The 16203-nt window shown below is 64.5% G+C and carries 16 protein-coding genes; 15 read left to right on the top strand and 1 reads right to left on the bottom strand.

What is annotated here, in order from left to right:
- The first annotated feature begins 103 nt into the window (after positions 1-103).
- From AC1Q61_RS19025 to aroQ, 5 genes are all read left to right on the top strand, one after another.
- Complete coding sequence (locus AC1Q61_RS19025; protein WP_007728030.1) at positions 104-802, top strand: S1 family peptidase; 699 nt, start codon at positions 104-106, stop codon at positions 800-802.
- Positions 803-913: 111 nt separating this feature from the next.
- On the top strand, positions 914-2101 hold the full coding sequence (aroC, locus tag AC1Q61_RS19020) for a chorismate synthase (protein WP_492650791.1): 1188 nt from the start codon (positions 914-916) through the stop codon (positions 2099-2101).
- 13 nt (positions 2102-2114) lie between these two features.
- Positions 2115-2624 carry a shikimate kinase gene (locus AC1Q61_RS19015; protein ID WP_030536425.1) on the top strand — a complete coding sequence of 170 codons (510 nt, stop codon included), beginning with the start codon at positions 2115-2117 and terminating at the stop codon, positions 2622-2624.
- Between the two features lie 25 nt (positions 2625-2649).
- On the top strand, positions 2650-3759 hold the full coding sequence (aroB, locus tag AC1Q61_RS19010) for a 3-dehydroquinate synthase (RefSeq protein WP_003944873.1): 1110 nt from the start codon (positions 2650-2652) through the stop codon (positions 3757-3759).
- On the top strand, positions 3756-4184 hold the full coding sequence (aroQ, locus tag AC1Q61_RS19005) for a type II 3-dehydroquinate dehydratase (RefSeq protein WP_003944916.1): 429 nt from the start codon (positions 3756-3758) through the stop codon (positions 4182-4184). The genes aroB and aroQ overlap by 4 nt, the downstream gene beginning before the upstream one ends.
- An 87-nt stretch (positions 4185-4271) precedes the next feature.
- Here aroQ and AC1Q61_RS19000 read toward each other — a convergent pair whose 3' ends face one another.
- Positions 4272-4880 carry a B-4DMT family transporter gene (locus tag AC1Q61_RS19000; protein ID WP_019748369.1) on the bottom strand — a complete coding sequence of 203 codons (609 nt, stop codon included), beginning with the start codon at positions 4878-4880 and terminating at the stop codon, positions 4272-4274.
- A 111-nt stretch (positions 4881-4991) separates the two neighbouring features.
- On the opposite strand from AC1Q61_RS19000, the gene AC1Q61_RS18995 reads away from it, so the two are divergent.
- The 10 genes from AC1Q61_RS18995 to pyrF all read left to right on the top strand — a co-directional run bounded on the left by AC1Q61_RS18995 (position 4992) and on the right by pyrF (position 16191).
- The gene (locus AC1Q61_RS18995; protein ID WP_118607259.1) at positions 4992-6086 is read left to right on the top strand and encodes a M24 family metallopeptidase; all 1095 of its coding nucleotides are present in this window, start codon (positions 4992-4994) and stop codon (positions 6084-6086) included.
- 34 nt (positions 6087-6120) lie between these two features.
- The gene (gene efp / locus AC1Q61_RS18990; RefSeq protein WP_003944958.1) at positions 6121-6684 is read left to right on the top strand and encodes an elongation factor P; all 564 of its coding nucleotides are present in this window, start codon (positions 6121-6123) and stop codon (positions 6682-6684) included.
- Positions 6685-7182 carry a transcription antitermination factor NusB gene (gene nusB, locus AC1Q61_RS18985; protein WP_007728014.1) on the top strand — a complete coding sequence of 166 codons (498 nt, stop codon included), beginning with the start codon at positions 6685-6687 and terminating at the stop codon, positions 7180-7182. It begins immediately after the preceding gene.
- Between the two features lie 173 nt (positions 7183-7355).
- Positions 7356-7997: a bifunctional pyr operon transcriptional regulator/uracil phosphoribosyltransferase PyrR gene (gene pyrR, locus AC1Q61_RS18980; RefSeq protein ID WP_003944977.1), complete on the top strand. Its 642-nt coding sequence runs from the start codon at positions 7356-7358 to the stop codon at positions 7995-7997.
- Positions 7994-8938, top strand: coding sequence for an aspartate carbamoyltransferase catalytic subunit (locus AC1Q61_RS18975; protein WP_003944883.1), 945 nt, complete (start codon positions 7994-7996; stop codon positions 8936-8938). Before pyrR ends, AC1Q61_RS18975 begins: the two co-directional genes overlap by 4 nt.
- On the top strand, positions 8935-10272 hold the full coding sequence (locus AC1Q61_RS18970; RefSeq protein ID WP_007728012.1) for a dihydroorotase: 1338 nt from the start codon (positions 8935-8937) through the stop codon (positions 10270-10272). The genes AC1Q61_RS18975 and AC1Q61_RS18970 overlap by 4 nt, the downstream gene beginning before the upstream one ends.
- 6 nt (positions 10273-10278) lie before the next feature.
- Entirely contained in the window at positions 10279-10845 is a 567-nt protein-coding gene (locus AC1Q61_RS18965) for a PH-like domain-containing protein (RefSeq protein WP_003944773.1), read from the top strand.
- Positions 10842-12017, top strand: a complete 1176-nt coding sequence (gene carA / locus AC1Q61_RS18960) for a glutamine-hydrolyzing carbamoyl-phosphate synthase small subunit (protein WP_007728009.1) — start codon at positions 10842-10844, stop codon at positions 12015-12017. The genes AC1Q61_RS18965 and carA overlap by 4 nt, the downstream gene beginning before the upstream one ends.
- A complete protein-coding gene (carB, locus tag AC1Q61_RS18955; RefSeq protein WP_003945010.1) occupies positions 12017-15373 on the top strand; it encodes a carbamoyl-phosphate synthase large subunit in 3357 nt (1118 codons plus the stop codon). Before carA ends, carB begins: the two co-directional genes overlap by 1 nt.
- On the top strand, positions 15370-16191 hold the full coding sequence (gene pyrF / locus AC1Q61_RS18950; protein WP_007728008.1) for an orotidine-5'-phosphate decarboxylase: 822 nt from the start codon (positions 15370-15372) through the stop codon (positions 16189-16191). The genes carB and pyrF overlap by 4 nt, the downstream gene beginning before the upstream one ends.
- Positions 16192-16203: the final 12 nt, after the last annotated feature.

Raw genomic sequence — 16203 nt, 5'->3', positions numbered from 1 at the left:
GCGGCGAGTCGGACTTGCCGAATGTCCACACCCTGACGTTCACTGAGGTTTCGGAAATGGGACAAAACGAATCTCGTTTCGCACTCGATTATCGGGGGAACCTATGCGCACAAGGCTTTTCGTCGCTGCGGCAGCCTGTTTGGCGGCTGTGGCTGCAGGAGCGGGCGTCGCCGGCGCCGCGCCTGCACCTTCATCGGTGGCACTGGGCGGGGGCTCAGGAATCCTGCTGCCGGACGTGGATCACTCCGATCCTGACCGAGTTGCAGCATGCACGTTGACCGCGGTCGGCTACGACAACGCCGGTTCTCTCGTGGCACTCACCGCCGGACACTGCGGAGTTGTCGGGGACCGGGTGTTCGCCGAGTACCTGCCCGAGGCCGGACCCATCGGTCGGTTCTCTTACTCGAGCCCGGTCTCGGACATCGCCGTGATCGATCTCGACGACGCCAAGGTAGCTCCGCTGCGTACCGTCGGCGGCACGACGATCAACGGAATCGGCGCCCCGCCGGCACCGGGCACGATCGTGTGCAAGGAAGGCCGTTCGACCGGCAACACGTGCGGTATCACCTGGGGCTACGACTCCGTCTACGGTGAGATCGTCGAGCACACGTGCTCGATTCCCGGAGACTCCGGTGGACCACTCGTCGTCGGCGATCGCCTGGTGGGCTTGATCAGCAACGGCTACCCGCCGTACTGCTTCGAGCCGCTCCCGCCGCCGTTCCACGCTCCCGACAACTCGGCGGACATCAACATCGGTTTGGCTGACATCAACGCAAACGGTGGAGGATTCCGCCTGTTCTAGACCCGCAGGAACCTCTGAGATGGCCCACACGCCTCGTGCGTGTGGGCCATCTGTGTTCACCGGGAGGACCACTGTGACAACTGAGGTCCGCGACGTGGAAAGATGGTCGGCGTGCTGCGTTGGATAACTGCCGGAGAATCCCATGGTCCCGCCCTCGTCGCGATGCTCGAGGGCATGGTCGCGGGGGTCGAAGTGACCTCTGAGGCCATCTCGTCCGAACTTGCCCGTCGTCGACTCGGTTACGGCCGTGGCGCACGGATGAAGTTCGAGGCCGACAAGGTCACCATCATCGGCGGTGTCCGCCACGGATTTACGCTCGGTGGCCCCGTGGCCATCGAAATCGGCAACACCGAGTGGCCCAAGTGGGAAACCATCATGTCCGCCGACCCGGTCGACCCGGACCTGCTCGCCGATCAGGCTCGCAATGCTCCGCTGACGCGCCCGCGTCCCGGACACGCCGATTACAGCGGCATGCTCAAGTACGGCTTCAACGATGCGCGTCCCGTCCTCGAGCGCGCCAGCGCTCGCGAGACCGCAGCCCGTGTAGCCGCCGGAACCGTCGCACGGTCCTTCCTGCGTCGGGTATTCGGTGCCGAGGTCGTTTCACACGTTATTTCCATCGGTGCTTCCGAGCCGTACGTCGGACCCGTGCCGGCGGGCAAGGATCTCGACGCGATCGATGCGAGCCCGGTCCGCGCATTCGACAAGGCTGCAGAAGAGTCGATGATCGCCGAAATCGAATCGGCGAAGAAGGACGGCGACACCCTCGGTGGCGTCGTGGAGGTCGTCATCCACGGCCTGCCGGTCGGACTCGGCACTTTCGTCAGCGGCGCCGAGCGTCTCGATTCACGACTTGCTGCTGCTCTCATGGGAATTCAGGCCATCAAGGGTGTCGAGGTCGGTGACGGCTTCGAGACCGCGCGACGTCGTGGCAGCGAAGCTCACGACGAAATCCGCCCGGGCCCGGACGGCATCGTGCGCTCCACGAACCGCGCAGGCGGAATCGAAGGTGGCATGACCAATGGTGAGGCTCTTCGAGTTCGCGCCGCGATGAAGCCGATCTCGACGGTTCCGCGCGCTCTGGCGACGGTCGACATGGAGAGCGGCGAGGAAGCGGTTGCCATCCACCAGCGCAGCGACGTGTGCGCGGTTCCGGCTGCCGGCGTCGTCGCCGAGTCGATGGTTGCGCTCGTCGTGGCTCAGGCCGCACTCGAAAAGTTCGGTGGTGATTCCATTGCTGAAACCACTGCCAACTACCGTCGTTACGCCGAGGGCATCGCAGCCCGACCGCCTCGATAGGACTCACGTATCGATGAAGCCGAAGGCTGTACTCATCGGTCCGCCCGGTGCCGGCAAATCGACCATCGGTCGACGTCTCGCGCAGGCACTCGAACTCGAATTGGTCGATACCGACGCCGAGATCGAACGGACCACGGGTAGGACGATCCCGGAGATCTTCACCCATGACGGAGAGCCTCGGTTTCGTGAGATCGAGGAATCGGTGGTTCGCGAAGCGTTGCAGGCCACCGACGGAATCGTCTCGCTCGGCGGTGGTGCGATCCTCTCCGATCGCACGCGCGAACTGCTCCAGGGGCACACGGTCATCTACCTCGAGATCAGTGTCGCCGAAGGGCTTCGCCGCACTGGGGCGAACAATCATCGCCCGCTGCTGGCCGGCGGAGATCCCAAGGTCAAGTACCAGGAGTTGATGAGGCGTCGTCGTCCGCTGTACCGGCGTTCGGCCACGATTCGGATTCGGACCGACGGCCGAAGTCCGGCGCGTGTCGTCGGGCAACTGGTGTCGAAACTTCAAGACAAATGAACAACCGGAGCGGAGTAGTGGAGCAGTGACCGAACCCGTACGTGTAGAGGTGAAGACCGCAAGTCCTTACCCGGTCGTGATCGGCCGCGGCCTGCTCGGTGATCTCGTTGCCGAGTTCGACGGCGCGCGCACTGTCGCGATCTTCCATCAGCCGCCGCTGGCAGAGACCGCGGAGGCCGTACGGGCTGCGTTGGCGGAGAAGGGAATCGACGCCCACCGTATCGAGATCCCCGATGCCGAGGACGGCAAGGATCTTGCTGTCGCGGGCTTCTGCTGGGACGTGCTCGGCCGGATCGGCCTGACTCGCAGCGACGCGATCATGAGTTTGGGCGGGGGAGCGGCGACCGACCTCACCGGCTTCGTCGCGGCTACGTGGATGCGCGGTGTCAAGGTAGTTCACGTCCCCACCACCTTGCTCGCGATGGTCGACGCAGCAGTGGGCGGCAAGACCGGTATCAACACCGAAGCGGGCAAGAACCTCGTCGGTTCGTTCCACGAACCGGGAGCGGTGTTCATCGATCTCGCGACGCTCGAGACTGTGCCGCACAACGAGATCGTTGCCGGCATGGCCGAGGTCATCAAGACCGGATTCATCGCCGACCCGGTGATCCTGGATCTCATCGAAGCCGATCCCAAGGCAGCTCTCGATCCGTCGGGAACTGTTCTGCCCGAGTTGATTCGGCGCTCCGTAGAGGTCAAGGCCAAGGTCGTGGCCGCGGATCTGCGCGAGTCGGATCTGCGCGAAATCCTCAACTACGGCCACACCCTCGGCCACGCGATCGAACGTCGTGAGCGCTACAAGTGGCGCCACGGTGCCGCTGTCTCCGTCGGCCTGGTCTTCGCTGCCGAACTCGGACGGCTCGCGGGCCGACTCGACGACGCCACCGCGGATCGTCACAAGTCGATCCTCGATCTCGTCGGGCTGCCGACGTCGTACGACGGTGATGCGTTCGGCGATCTGATGAAGGGAATGCAGACCGACAAGAAGAACCGTGCCGGGCTGCTGCGTTTCGTGGTCCTCGACGGACTGGCCAAGCCGGGTCGCCTCGAGGGGCCGGATCCGAGTCTGCTGGTTGCGGCGTACTCCGCGATTGCCCGCGATGCGCGGCCGGCCGGCGGAACGGTCCTGTTGTGAGGATCAACGTCGTCAACGGACCCAATCTGGGGCGTCTGGGTAAGCGTCAGCCCGAGGTCTACGGCGCGACCACACACGACGATCTGATCGAATTGTGCGTCGCGGCAGGCAAGGAGCTCGGCGTCGAGGTGATCGTCCGTCAGAGCGATCACGAAGGCGATCTGCTCGGTTGGATCCACGACGCGGCGGACGCGGGGGAACCGGTGATCCTCAATGCCGGTGGCTTGACGCACACGTCGGTGGTCCTGCGAGATGCATGCGCCGAACTGACCGCAGGTCTCGTCGAGGTACACATCTCGAACGTTCATGCGCGAGAAGAGTTTCGGCACCACTCCTACCTGAGTCCGATTGCGACCGGAGTGATCGTCGGACTCGGCGTCGCCGCGTATCCGCTGGCGATCAGGTTCCTCGCCGAGCGAGGCTGAACGAGGGAAGTCGAAAAAACAGCCACACGAATGCGGCCCCGAGGAAAATATCCTCGGGGCCGCATTCGGTTGTGTGGACGGTGGGCGTTACTGCTCGCGCTTGCCCAGATCGATCGCCGGGAAGACCGCGGTATCGGCGTCGGATTCCTCGACGGACATCGCGGCTCCGCTGTATGCGTGCTGCTCGGTGGGGGAGTCGTAGCCCTCGCTGACGGGCACCGGTTCGTGGTGACGCTCGTGGGACGGGGTCTGCGGAGCTGTTCCGTTCTTGCGCTGTTCACGGCTGACGAAGAAGCGTCCGACGGTGATGGCGATCATGGCGGGGACGAAGATGAGAAGGATCGTGAACGCCGCACCGGAGGTCACCTCGAAGAACAAGCCCTGCTGGGTGAGTTCGAGGGAGGGGACGAGGCTGAGTGCCCAGCTGGCAGCGCCGGCGACGAACCCGCCGACCAATGCGGCCTTGAGCCACAGCATGGTCAGATCGGCGCCGTCCTCGGGTTCGGGGAAGTTCCGGCGGTCACGAATGCCGTCGATACCACCCCAGATCGCGGCGAAGACGATGACGATCAACAGGGACAGCCAGCGCAGGGTGGACCCCTGAAGTGGCCACTGTGCGATCGCTGCACCGAGCAACGCACGAAACACAACATGTATCAGGGCCATGCCGAGGCCACGTACCAACCACGCATTCATGGGTACAGCCTAACTAGAACCCATTACACCTTGTGGCCTAACCCACACTTATTGCTGTAACCGCGAGTTTCGAGTTGATCGGCAGGTCTGCGCGGGCGGTAGGTTCGAGGGATGCCGGTCGACTTCAGAACACGCCGTGAATCCCTCAGACGCCTCCTCTCGGAGCGCGAACTCGACGCGATTCTCGTCACAGATCTCCTCAACATCAGATACCTCACCGGTTTCACCGGTTCCAATGCGGCGCTCGTCGTCAGTGCATCCGATTCAGCGTCCGACGAGCGTGAGACGGTGATCTGCACCGACGGCCGCTACGTGACGCAGGTGTCAGAGCAGGTGCCGGACCTTCGGGCCGAAATCGCCCGTTCGAGTGCTGCGCACTTGATCGAGAAGTCCACGGCGCCCGTTCTCGCGTTCGAGTCACATGTGGCGACGTTCGCCGAACATCGGGCTTGGACCGAAGCAGCGCCGAAGATCCGGTTCGAACCGGTGAGTGGACTCGTCGAACAATTGCGCATGGTCAAGGACGAGTACGAGGTGGAGTTGTTGCGAGCCGCGTGCACCGCAGCCGATGTCGCGTTGGCGCAGTTGATCGCTCGCGGCGGTCTGCGACCTGGCCGAACGGAACGAGAGGTCGGCCGCGAGCTGGAAAATCTGATGCTCGACAACGGGGCGGACGGTATTTCCTTCGAGACGATCGTGGCGGCCGGCGCCAACTCGGCGATTCCGCATCACCGACCGACCGACGCGATCCTGGCGTCGGGTGACTTCGTGAAACTCGACTTCGGCGCCCAGGTCGGTGGGTACCACTCGGACATGACACGGACCTACGTGCTCGAGTCCGTTTCCGATTGGCAACGGGAGATTTACGAGCTCGTCGCGCGTTCGCAAGCTGCCGGTTGCGACGCGCTCGCGCCGGGTGTCGAATGTGCGGCAGTCGACGTCGTCGCCCGTGCGGTGATCGACGATGCAGGCTACGGCGAGTTGTTCCTGCACGGCCTCGGCCACGGTGTGGGGCTCGAAATCCACGAAGCACCGGGGATCGGCAAGCTCGGCACCGGTACACTTCTTTCCGGCGCGGCGGTGACCGTCGAGCCGGGCGTGTACTTCTCCGGGCGCGGAGGTGTACGGATCGAGGACACGCTCGTTGTTCGTGAGCAGGGGCCAGAGCTGCTCACACTGACCGCAAAAGACCTTACCGTCGTCTGAGACGGTTTCCCGACCCCTAGGAGACGCGAAGCAAGTGGCTTCCACCAGTGATTTCAAGAATGGTCTGGTTCTGCAGATCGAAGGCCAGCTGTGGACGATCATCGAGTTCCAGCACGTCAAGCCCGGCAAGGGCCCTGCCTTCGTGCGCACCAAGCTCAAGAACGTGCTCTCGGGCAAGGTAGTGGACAAGACGTTCAACGCCGGTGTGAAGGTCGAGACCGCCACGGTCGACCGTCGTGACATGACGTACCTGTACCACGACGGCAGCGACTACATCTTCATGGACGGCGACACCTACGACCAGGTGTCGATCAGCGAATCCACCGTCGGCGACCAGTCGCGTTTCCTGCTCGAGAACATGGCAGTCCAGGTCGCGACCCACGAAGACGTTCCCCTCTTCGTCGAGCTTCCGGTCACCGTCGAGCTCGTCGTCAAGCACACCGATCCGGGCCTGCAGGGCGACCGCTCCACCGGCGGCACCAAGCCTGCGACCCTCGAGACCGGTGCCGAGATCAACGTCCCGCTCTTCATCAACACCGGTGACAAGCTCAAGGTCGATTCTCGTGACGGCAACTACCTCGGGCGTGTGAATTCCTGAGTGTCCGGCACACATAAGAAACTCGGTGCACGCCACAAGGCGCGCAAGCGTGCCGTCGACTTCCTCTTCGAAGCCGAGGCACGTGACCTCGATCCGGTCGCACTGGCGTCGGAGCGTTCCGATCTGTCCGTCAAGGACGACGCGGTAGCACCCGTCGCGGCCTACACCGTCACGTTGGTGTCCGGCGTTGCGGAGAATCTGGACCGGATCGATCAGGTCATCTCCTCGCATCTGCAGGACTGGACGCTCGAGCGTCTGCCCGCCGTCGACCGTGCGATTCTGCGTATCGCCGTGTGGGAGCTCTTCCACGCGACGGACGTTCCGCCGGTTGTCGCCGTGGACGAGGCCGTCGAACTCGCGAAGCAGCTCTCGACGGACGACTCTCCGGGATTCGTCAACGGAATCCTCGGCCAGGTCGTTCTCGTTGCGCCGCAGGTTCGATCGGCTGCGGCCGCGACCTCCCAGCGCGCGCAGGAATCGGATTCGGGTACCGAGTAGCAAGTTTTGTTCCACCACCGCCGTGCGAGTGTCACCGTGCGCGTTGTGTGTCTGCACACAACCGGTCGGAGTCGCTGCTCGCACGGCGGGATCAGGTCTGTCGGCTGATAGGGTGGGGACCGTCAGACATCCTTTAACGATCCGTCCAGTGAGGCGGAGAAGGAGGTCGCTGCATGAGCGTGCCCGAAGGGTCTCGCCCATCCGATCTTGCAGGTCCAGGTAACTCGAAGGCGCCGGTCGGTGCCGAGGCAGGTAGCGAAACCCGCGAATTGTTGTCCGCCCAGGATGTGGGCCGGACCATCGCGCGGATCGCTCACGAGATCATCGAGAAGACCGCACTCGACGGACCCGAGGGAACTGCCCCTCGTGTGGTCCTGATCGGTATCCCGACGCGTGGAACCACCCTCGCCACGCGACTGCGCGCCAAGATCGAAGAATTCTCCGGTGTGCGACTTCCCATCGGATCTCTCGACATCACCCTCTACCGCGACGATCTCCGGAACAAGCCGCACCGCCCGCTCGAGCGCACGTCCGTCCCCGAGGGTGGCGTCGACAATGCGCTGGTCGTTCTCGTGGACGACGTCCTCTTCTCCGGTCGCACCGTGCGCTCGGCACTCGACGCGTTGCGCGATCTGGGCCGCCCCCGCGCGGTCCAACTCGCAGTGCTCGTGGATCGTGGTCACCGCGAACTCCCGCTGCGCGCCGACTACGTCGGCAAGAACGTCCCGACCGCGAGGTCCGAGGACGTCAAGGTTCTCCTCCAGGAGCACGACGGCAGGGAAGCGGTAGTCATCTCCGGGGGTAAGAGCGCGTGAAGCACCTACTTTCCATCGCGGACCTCGATCGTGAGTCCGCGGTAGAACTTCTCGACGAGGCAGAACGGTTCGAGCAGGCACTTCTGGGACGAGAGGTACGCAAGCTCCCGACGCTGCGCGGACGCACGGTCATGACGGTGTTCTTCGAGAACTCGACGCGCACCCGGGTGTCTTTCGAGGTGGCAGGCAAATGGATGAGTGCCGACGTCATCAATGTCAGCGCATCCAGTTCCTCGGTGTCCAAAGGTGAATCCCTGCGCGATACCGCGATGACCCTGCGCGCGGCCGGTGCCGACGCACTCATCGTGCGCCACCCGGCTTCGGGCGCCGCCCACCAGATCGCAAAGTGGACCGGAGCGGCCGACGACGGTGGCCCGGCAGTCATCAACGCAGGTGACGGCACGCACGAGCACCCCACTCAAGCGCTTCTCGACGCTTTGACCCTTCGCCAGCGTCTCGGCGACATCGAGGGCAAGCGGATCGCCATCGTCGGCGACATCCTGCACAGCCGTGTCGCCCGCTCCAACGCACTGCTGCTCTCGATGCTCGGTGCCGAGGTTGTTCTTGTTGCGCCGCCGACACTGCTGCCGGTCGGTGCGCACACGTGGCCGGTCACGGTCTCGCATTCGCTCGACGCGGAACTGCCCGGACTCGACGCGGTGCTGATGCTGCGGGTTCAGGCCGAACGCATGAACGGTGGCTTCTTCCCGTCGCAGCGCGAGTACTCGATCAACTACGGCCTGTCCGAGAAGCGGCTGGCGATGCTGGCCGATCACGCGGTGGTCCTGCACCCCGGCCCGATGCTGCGCGGCATGGAGATTGCATCCGCCGTTGCCGATTCCTCCAAAACTGCTGTACTGCAACAGGTTACCAACGGCGTACACATGCGCATGGCTGTCTTGTTCCGACTGCTGGTCGGGTCGGAGGACGGTGCGCTGTGACCAGAAACGAGAACGGAGAATCACCCGTGAGTGTCCTGCTCCGCGGAGTCCTGATCTACGGAGAAGGTGAGCCCACCGACGTACTCGTCGGCGACGGCACGATCCTCGAGATCGGCGTGGACCTCGATCCGGCCACGGCATCCGAGGTGATCGATGCCGGCGGGCAGATCCTGCTTCCCGGCTTCGTGGACCTGCACACACATCTGCGTGAGCCCGGCCGCGAAGACACCGAGACCATCGAAACCGGAAGCTCGGCAGCGGCTCTGGGTGGATACACCGCGGTCTTCGCGATGGCCAACACGAGTCCCGTCGCCGATTCGGTGGTCATCACCGATCACGTCTGGCGACGCGGGCAGGAAGTCGGCCTCGTCGACGTCCACCCCGTCGGCGCAGTCACAGCGGGCCTGGAAGGCAAGCAACTCGCCGAGATGGCGACCATGGCCGCAGGCGTCGGCAAGGTCAAGATGTTCTCCGACGACGGCCACTGCGTCTACGACCCACTGATCATGCGTCGCGCGCTCGAATACTCCAGCTCACTGGGCGTCCTGATCGCCCAGCACGCGGAAGAGCCGCGTTTGACCGTCGGTGCGGTCGCCCACGAGGGCCCCACGGCCGCGCGCCTCGGCCTGGCCGGATGGCCGCGAGCAGCCGAAGAATCGATCGTGGCCCGCGACGCACTGCTCGCGCGTGACGCCGGCGCCCGCGTTCACATCTGCCACGCCTCCACCGCCGGAACCGTCGAACTCGTGAAGTGGGCTCGCAGCCAAGGGATTTCGATCACCGCCGAGGTCACCCCGCATCACTTGCTCCTCGACGATTCACGGCTCGAGACGTACGACGCGATCAACAAGGTCAACCCGCCCTTGCGTGAGGCCAGTGATGTTGCCGCGCTGCGCAAGGGTCTGGCCGAGGGAATCATCGACTGCGTCGCGACCGACCATGCTCCGCACGCCGAGCAGGACAAGTGCTGCGAGTTCGCAGCCGCTCGCCCTGGAATGCTCGGCCTCGAGACCGCACTCTCGATCATCGTGCAGACGATGGTCCAGCCCGGCCTGTTGGACTGGCGCGGTGTTGCCCGGGTCATGAGCGAGCGCCCCGCGGCAATCGTCGGCCTCGACGATCAGGGCCGTCCCATCGAGGTGGGGGAGCCCGCGAACCTGACATTGGTCGATCCGTCGGCCGAGTGGACGGTCCACGGTCCCGACCTGGCGAGTGTCGCGCATAACACTCCGTACGAGTCGATGACATTGCCCGCTCGGGTCACGACCACACTGTTACGTGGCCGCATCACCGCACACGACGGGAATGTGCGGCTGCGGAGTAGCGAGGAGTAGCGCGTCATGGACAGAGCACTGTGGATCATCGGTCTGGCGATCTTCTGGGTCGCGATGATCGGCCTGATGTACGTCGGCTGGCGTGGACGCGCTCGACGCCAGAAAGACAAGATCGGCGAACTGCCGACGGTACCGGCAACCCTGGGTGAACTGCTCGTCCTGCCGACCACCGGCCTGTACGTCGGCAGCACCATCGCACCCAGTTGGCAGGACCGAATCGCCGTCGGCGACCTCGGTTTCCGCGCCACCTGCGAGATCAGCCGCTACAGCGGCGGAATTCTGGTCGAGCGTGACGGCGCGTCGGCCATCTGGATTCCGGAGAAGTCGATCCGCGCGATCCGCACGGAGAACGGTCTTGCCGGCAAGGTCATGAGCAAGGACGGCGTCCTGGTGATTCGCTGGGAATTGCCGAGCGGAACCGAGATCGACACGGGCGTGCGCGGTGACGACAAGACGGTTTATCCGGACTGGGTCAAGCCGGTGACTGCTTCGAACAAGACCGCTTCGAACAAGACGAATGACAACGAAGACGCAAGCTCTGGCGACATCGAGCAGAACGGAAAGAACGCATGAGCGGCTTTGACAACAGCCCCGCAGTACTGGTCCTCGAAGACGGACGGGTGTTCCGCGGAACCACCTTCGGTGCGGTTGGACAGACCCTGGGCGAAGCGGTGTTCAGCACCGGAATGACCGGCTACCAGGAAACGCTCACCGATCCCAGCTACCACCGCCAGATCGTCGTCTCCACCGCACCGCAGATCGGCAACACCGGCTGGAACGACGAAGACGACGAGTCGGTCGGACCGACCGGCGAGCGTGCCGGCGCGAAGATCTGGGTTGCCGGGTACGTCGTTCGTGACCCCTCGCGCGTCACCTCGAGCTGGCGTGCAACTGGTTCGCTGCAGGCCAAGCTCGAAGAGCAGGGCATCGTCGGAATCGCCGGGATCGACACTCGTGCCCTGGTTCGCCACCTGCGTACTCGCGGTTCGATGAAGGCCGGAATTTTTTCCGGTGAAGCCATCGCCGCCGATGACGAACTGGTCCGACGGGTTCAGGATCAGCCGACCATGCTCGGCGCCGATCTTGCCGGTGAGGTCAGCACCACCAGCGGCTACGTCGTCGAGCCGAAGGGCGGGGAGGCGCTGTACACGGTTGCCGCCATCGACCTCGGTATCAAGACCAACACCCCGCGCATGTTCGCCGAGCGCGGTATCCGCGTCCACGTGTTGCCGTCCAACGCGAGTCTCGAACAGATCCTCGACCTGAAGGCCGACGGAGTGTTCCTCTCCAACGGTCCCGGTGACCCAGCCACCGCCGACGGCGCAGTCCACCTCACGAAAGAGGTCATCGGACAGGGCTTGCCACTGTTCGGTATCTGCTTCGGTAACCAGATCCTGGGCCGCGCCCTGGGCCTGAGCACCTACAAGATGAAGTTCGGCCACCGCGGAATCAACATCCCGGTGATCGAGCATCAGACCGGTCGCATCGCGATCACCGCTCAGAACCACGGCTTCGCGCTCGAAGGCGAAGCCGGTCAGGAATTCGACACCCCGTTCGGCCGCGCGGTGGTCAGCCACACCTGCGCCAACGACGGAGCCGTCGAAGGTGTTCGCCTGCTGGACGATTCGGCCTTCTCGGTGCAGTACCACCCCGAGGCGGCAGCCGGCCCGCACGACGCCGCGTACCTCTTCGACCGCTTCACCAGCCTGCTCTCCGCACGGAAAGAAACCGGAGTCAAGAACTAATGCCACGCCGTACAGATCTCAAGCACATCCTGGTAATCGGCTCCGGTCCGATCGTCATCGGTCAGGCCTGCGAGTTCGACTACTCGGGCACCCAGGCCTGCCGCGTCCTCCAGGAGGAGGGCCTGCGCGTCAGCCTGGTCAACTCCAACCCGGCCACCATCATGACGGACCCCGAGTTCGCCGACGCCACGTACGTCGAGCCGATCACGGCCGAGTTCCTCGAGAAGGTCATCGCCAAGGAAGCCTTGCAGGGCAACAAGATCGACGCCGTCCTCGCGACGCTCGGCGGTCAGACTGCGCTCAACGCCGCAGTGGCGCTGCACGAGCAGGGCATCCTCGAGAAGTACGACGTCGAACTGATCGGCGCCGACTTCGACGCCATCCAGCGCGGCGAGGATCGCCAGAAGTTCAAGGACATCGTCGCCAAGGTCGGTGGCGAATCCGCGAAGTCCGCAGTTTGCTACACGATGGACGAAGTACACGCCACGGTCGCCGAACTCGGTTACCCGGTTGTCGTGCGTCCGTCCTTCACCATGGGCGGCCTCGGTTCCGGCATGGCGTACGACGTCGACGATCTCAACCGCATCGCCGGTGGCGGTCTGGCCGCGTCGCCGACGGCGAACGTCCTGATCGAGGAATCCATCCTCGGCTGGAAGGAATACGAACTCGAGCTCATGCGCGACAGTCGCGACAACGTCGTGATCGTCTGCTCCATCGAGAACGTCGACCCGGTCGGTGTCCACACCGGAGACTCGGTCACCGTCGCCCCGGCGATGACGCTGACCGACCGCGAGTACCAGGCGATGCGCGACCTTTCCATCGACATTCTGCGTGAGGTGGGCGTCGACACCGGCGGCTGCAACATCCAGTTCGCGATGGACCCGAAGGACGGCCGCCTGGTCGTCATCGAGATGAACCCGCGTGTCTCCCGCTCGTCGGCTCTGGCGTCGAAGGCGACCGGTTACCCGATCGCGAAGATGGCGGCCAAGCTTGCCATCGGCTACACGCTCGACGAGATCGTCAACGACATCACCAAGGAAACCCCGGCTTGCTTCGAGCCGACGCTCGACTACGTCGTCGTCAAGGCTCCGCGGTTCGCTTTCGAGAAGTTCCCCGGTGCCGACGGAACTCTGACCACCACGATGAAGTCGGTGGGCGAGGCCATGAGCATCGGCCGCAACTTCACCGAGGCTTTCGGCAAGGTCATGCGTTCGCTCGAGACCAAGCGTGCGGGTTACTGGACCGGCGCCGACATCGAGACGGAGAGCCTGGATGCACTGCTCGCCGATCTGAGCGTTCCGCAGGACGGCCGCATGTACGGCATCGAGAAGGCATTCGCGCTCGGCGCAACTGTCGAGCAGCTCTTCGACGCCACCAAGATCGATCCGTGGTTCCTCGACCAGTTCCAGCAGATTCACGAGCTCGGTGAAAAGCTGCGCGCTGCAGAGTCTTTCGACGAGGCTTCCCTGCGTCAGGCCAAGTACCACGGCATCTCGGACCGCCAGATCGCGGCTCTGCGCCCCGAACTCGGTGGTGACACGCACGCAGGTGAGGACGCCGTTCGCGCTCTGCGTGATCAGCTGGGCGTGCGCCCCGTCTACAAGACCGTCGACACCTGCGCCGCAGAGTTCGAGGCCAAGACGCCGTACCACTACTCGACCTACGAGCTCGATCCCGAGGCCGAGTCCGAAGTTGCTCCGCAGACCGAGCGACCCAAGGTTCTGATCCTCGGATCCGGCCCCAACCGCATCGGTCAGGGCATCGAGTTCGACTACTCGTGTGTCCACGCGGCGCAGACGCTGTCCGAGGCCGGGTACGAGACCGTCATGGTCAACTGCAACCCCGAGACCGTCTCCACGGACTACGACACCGCTGATCGCCTGTACTTCGAGCCGCTGACGTTCGAGGACGTCTTCGAGGTCTACCGCGCGGAGGCGCAGTCGGGCACCGTTGCCGGCGTCATCGTCCAGCTCGGCGGCCAGACCCCGCTCGGACTGGCGAAGCGTCTCGAAGCTGCCGGCGTCCCCATCGTGGGAACCAGCCCCGCAGCCATCGACCTGGCGGAGGACCGCGGCGAATTCGGTCGCGTACTGACCGAAGCCGGTCTGCCCGCACCGAAGTTCGGTACCGCCACCACGTTCGACGGCGCCCGCGAGATCGCAGCAGGCATCGGCTACCCGGTGCTGGTGCGTCCGTCGTACGTGCTCGGTGGACGCGGCATGGAGATCGTCTACGACGAGGCTTCCCTCGCCGACTACATCTCGCGCGCCACGGAGATCTCCGACGATCGTCCGGTCCTGGTCGACCGCTTCCTCGAAGACGCGGTCGAGATCGACGTCGACGCTCTGTGTGACGGCACCGAGGTGTACCTCGGCGGCGTCATGGAGCACATCGAGGAAGCCGGCATTCACTCCGGTGACTCGGCGTGTGCGCTCCCGCCCATCACTCTGGGCCGGGCGGATCTCGAGAACGTCCGCCGCTCCACCGAGGCTCTCGCGAAGGGCATCGGCGTCAAGGGCCTGCTCAACGTCCAGTACGCCCTCAAGGACGACATCCTCTACGTGCTGGAAGCAAATCCCCGCGCCAGCCGCACGGTTCCGTTCGTGTCCAAGGCGACGGCCGTCCAGCTGGCCAAGGCATGCGCCCGCGTCATGCTCGGCGAATCCATCGCGGAACTGCGTGCGAGCGGCATTCTGCCGGCGAAGGGCGACGGCGGAAACACCCCGGCCGGTGCACCGATCGCGGTCAAGGAAGCTGTGTTGCCGTTCAACCGCTTCCGCCGCGCCGACGGTACCGGCGTGGATACCTTGCTCAGCCCGGAAATGAAGTCCACCGGTGAAGTCATGGGAATCGACTTCGACTTCGGTACGGCTTTTGCCAAGTCGCAGACTGCCGCCTACGGTTCGTTGCCCACCACGGGCGCGGTGTTCGTCTCGGTCGCCAACAAGGACAAGCGTTCGCTGATCTTCCCGGTCAAGCGCCTGGCAGACCTCGGATTCACCATTCTTGCCACCGAAGGAACCGCAGATGTTTTGCGGCGCAACGGTATCGAGTGCAAGCAGGTGTACAAGCAGTCGGGTGAAGATGTTCCGGCCGGTGCCGAGACCATCGTCGACCAGATCCGCAGCGGCGAGGTCGCCATGGTCATCAACACGCCGTACGGCAACAACGGCCCGCGTGTCGACGGCTACGAGATCCGAAGCGCAGCGGTTGCGTCGAACATCCCGTGCATCACGACGGTGCAGGGCGCCTCGGCTGCCGTGCAGGGCATCGAAGCAGCCATTCGCGGCGACATCGGAGTTCACTCCCTGCAGGAATTGCACGCAGGTCTTCGTCAGCCGGCACAGCAGTCGTGAGTCACAGTTGGGGGCAGCGTCTCCGGTCCGCGATCGCGGACCGGGGGCGGCTGTGCGTCGGTATCGACCCGCATCCCGCGCTTCTCGACGCGTGGGGACTGCCGCGTACGGCCGAAGGTCTCGAGACTTTCGCCGAGATCTGCGTCGAGGCCTTCACCGGTGAGGTCGGACTGGTCAAACCTCAGGTCGCGTTCTTCGAGGCTTACGGCAGCGCCGGCTTCGCCGTGTTGGAGCGGACCATCTCGGTTCTTCGCGATGCGGGAACTCTGGTCGTCGCGGATGCCAAGCGCGGTGACATCGGTTCGACGATGGACGCGTACGCGCAAGCCTGGTTGGGTGATTCGCCGTTGGCCTCCGACTCGGTCACCGTTTCGCCGTACCTGGGATTCGGGGCGCTGACTCCGACACTCGAACTGGCACGGCAGAACGCCCGCGGGATCTTCGTCCTGGCACGAACCTCCAATCCGGAAGGCGGCGTACTTCAACAGTCGTCGACTGACGGTGTGAGCGTGGCTCAGTCGATCGTCGACGCTGCGGTCGATGCGAACGGCGACGGCCGTGACACCGTCGGACTGGTGGTCGGTGCAACTCGGGACCACGGTCTGGACCTGTCGCAGTTCAACGGCCCGATTCTCGCTCCGGGACTCGGCGCTCAGGGTGCGACGGCAGCGGATCTCGCAGACATCTTCGCGGGATCGACCGAGCTCCTGCTGCCGAACACTTCCCGTGGGGTGCTCAAGCATGGTCCTTCGGTATCGGCACTTCGGGAGGCAGCAATGCGTGACCGAGACGAGATCGAAGCCGCATTGGCGAACTGATCCGTGAGTGAC

The organism is Rhodococcus sp. MPR-R1B, from assembly GCF_058793255.1.
This window is presented reverse-complemented; position numbering and strand designations above follow the sequence as displayed.

Bases quoted from the DNA above. Each gene is read 5' to 3' on its own strand.
- AC1Q61_RS19025 (WP_007728030.1), top strand. From the start codon at position 104: ATGCGCACAAGGCTTTTCGTCGCTGCGGCAGCCTGTTTGGCGGCTGTG.
- AC1Q61_RS19015 (WP_030536425.1), top strand. From the start codon at position 2,115: ATGAAGCCGAAGGCTGTACTCATCGGTCCGCCCGGTGCCGGCAAATCG.
- AC1Q61_RS19000 (WP_019748369.1), bottom strand. From the start codon at position 4,880: ATGAATGCGTGGTTGGTACGTGGCCTCGGCATGGCCCTGATACATGTT.
- AC1Q61_RS18995 (WP_118607259.1), top strand. From the start codon at position 4,992: ATGCCGGTCGACTTCAGAACACGCCGTGAATCCCTCAGACGCCTCCTC.
- pyrR (WP_003944977.1), top strand. From the start codon at position 7,356: ATGAGCGTGCCCGAAGGGTCTCGCCCATCCGATCTTGCAGGTCCAGGT.
- AC1Q61_RS18965 (WP_003944773.1), top strand. From the start codon at position 10,279: ATGGACAGAGCACTGTGGATCATCGGTCTGGCGATCTTCTGGGTCGCG.
- carA (WP_007728009.1), top strand. From the start codon at position 10,842: ATGAGCGGCTTTGACAACAGCCCCGCAGTACTGGTCCTCGAAGACGGA.
- carB (WP_003945010.1), top strand. From the start codon at position 12,017: ATGCCACGCCGTACAGATCTCAAGCACATCCTGGTAATCGGCTCCGGT.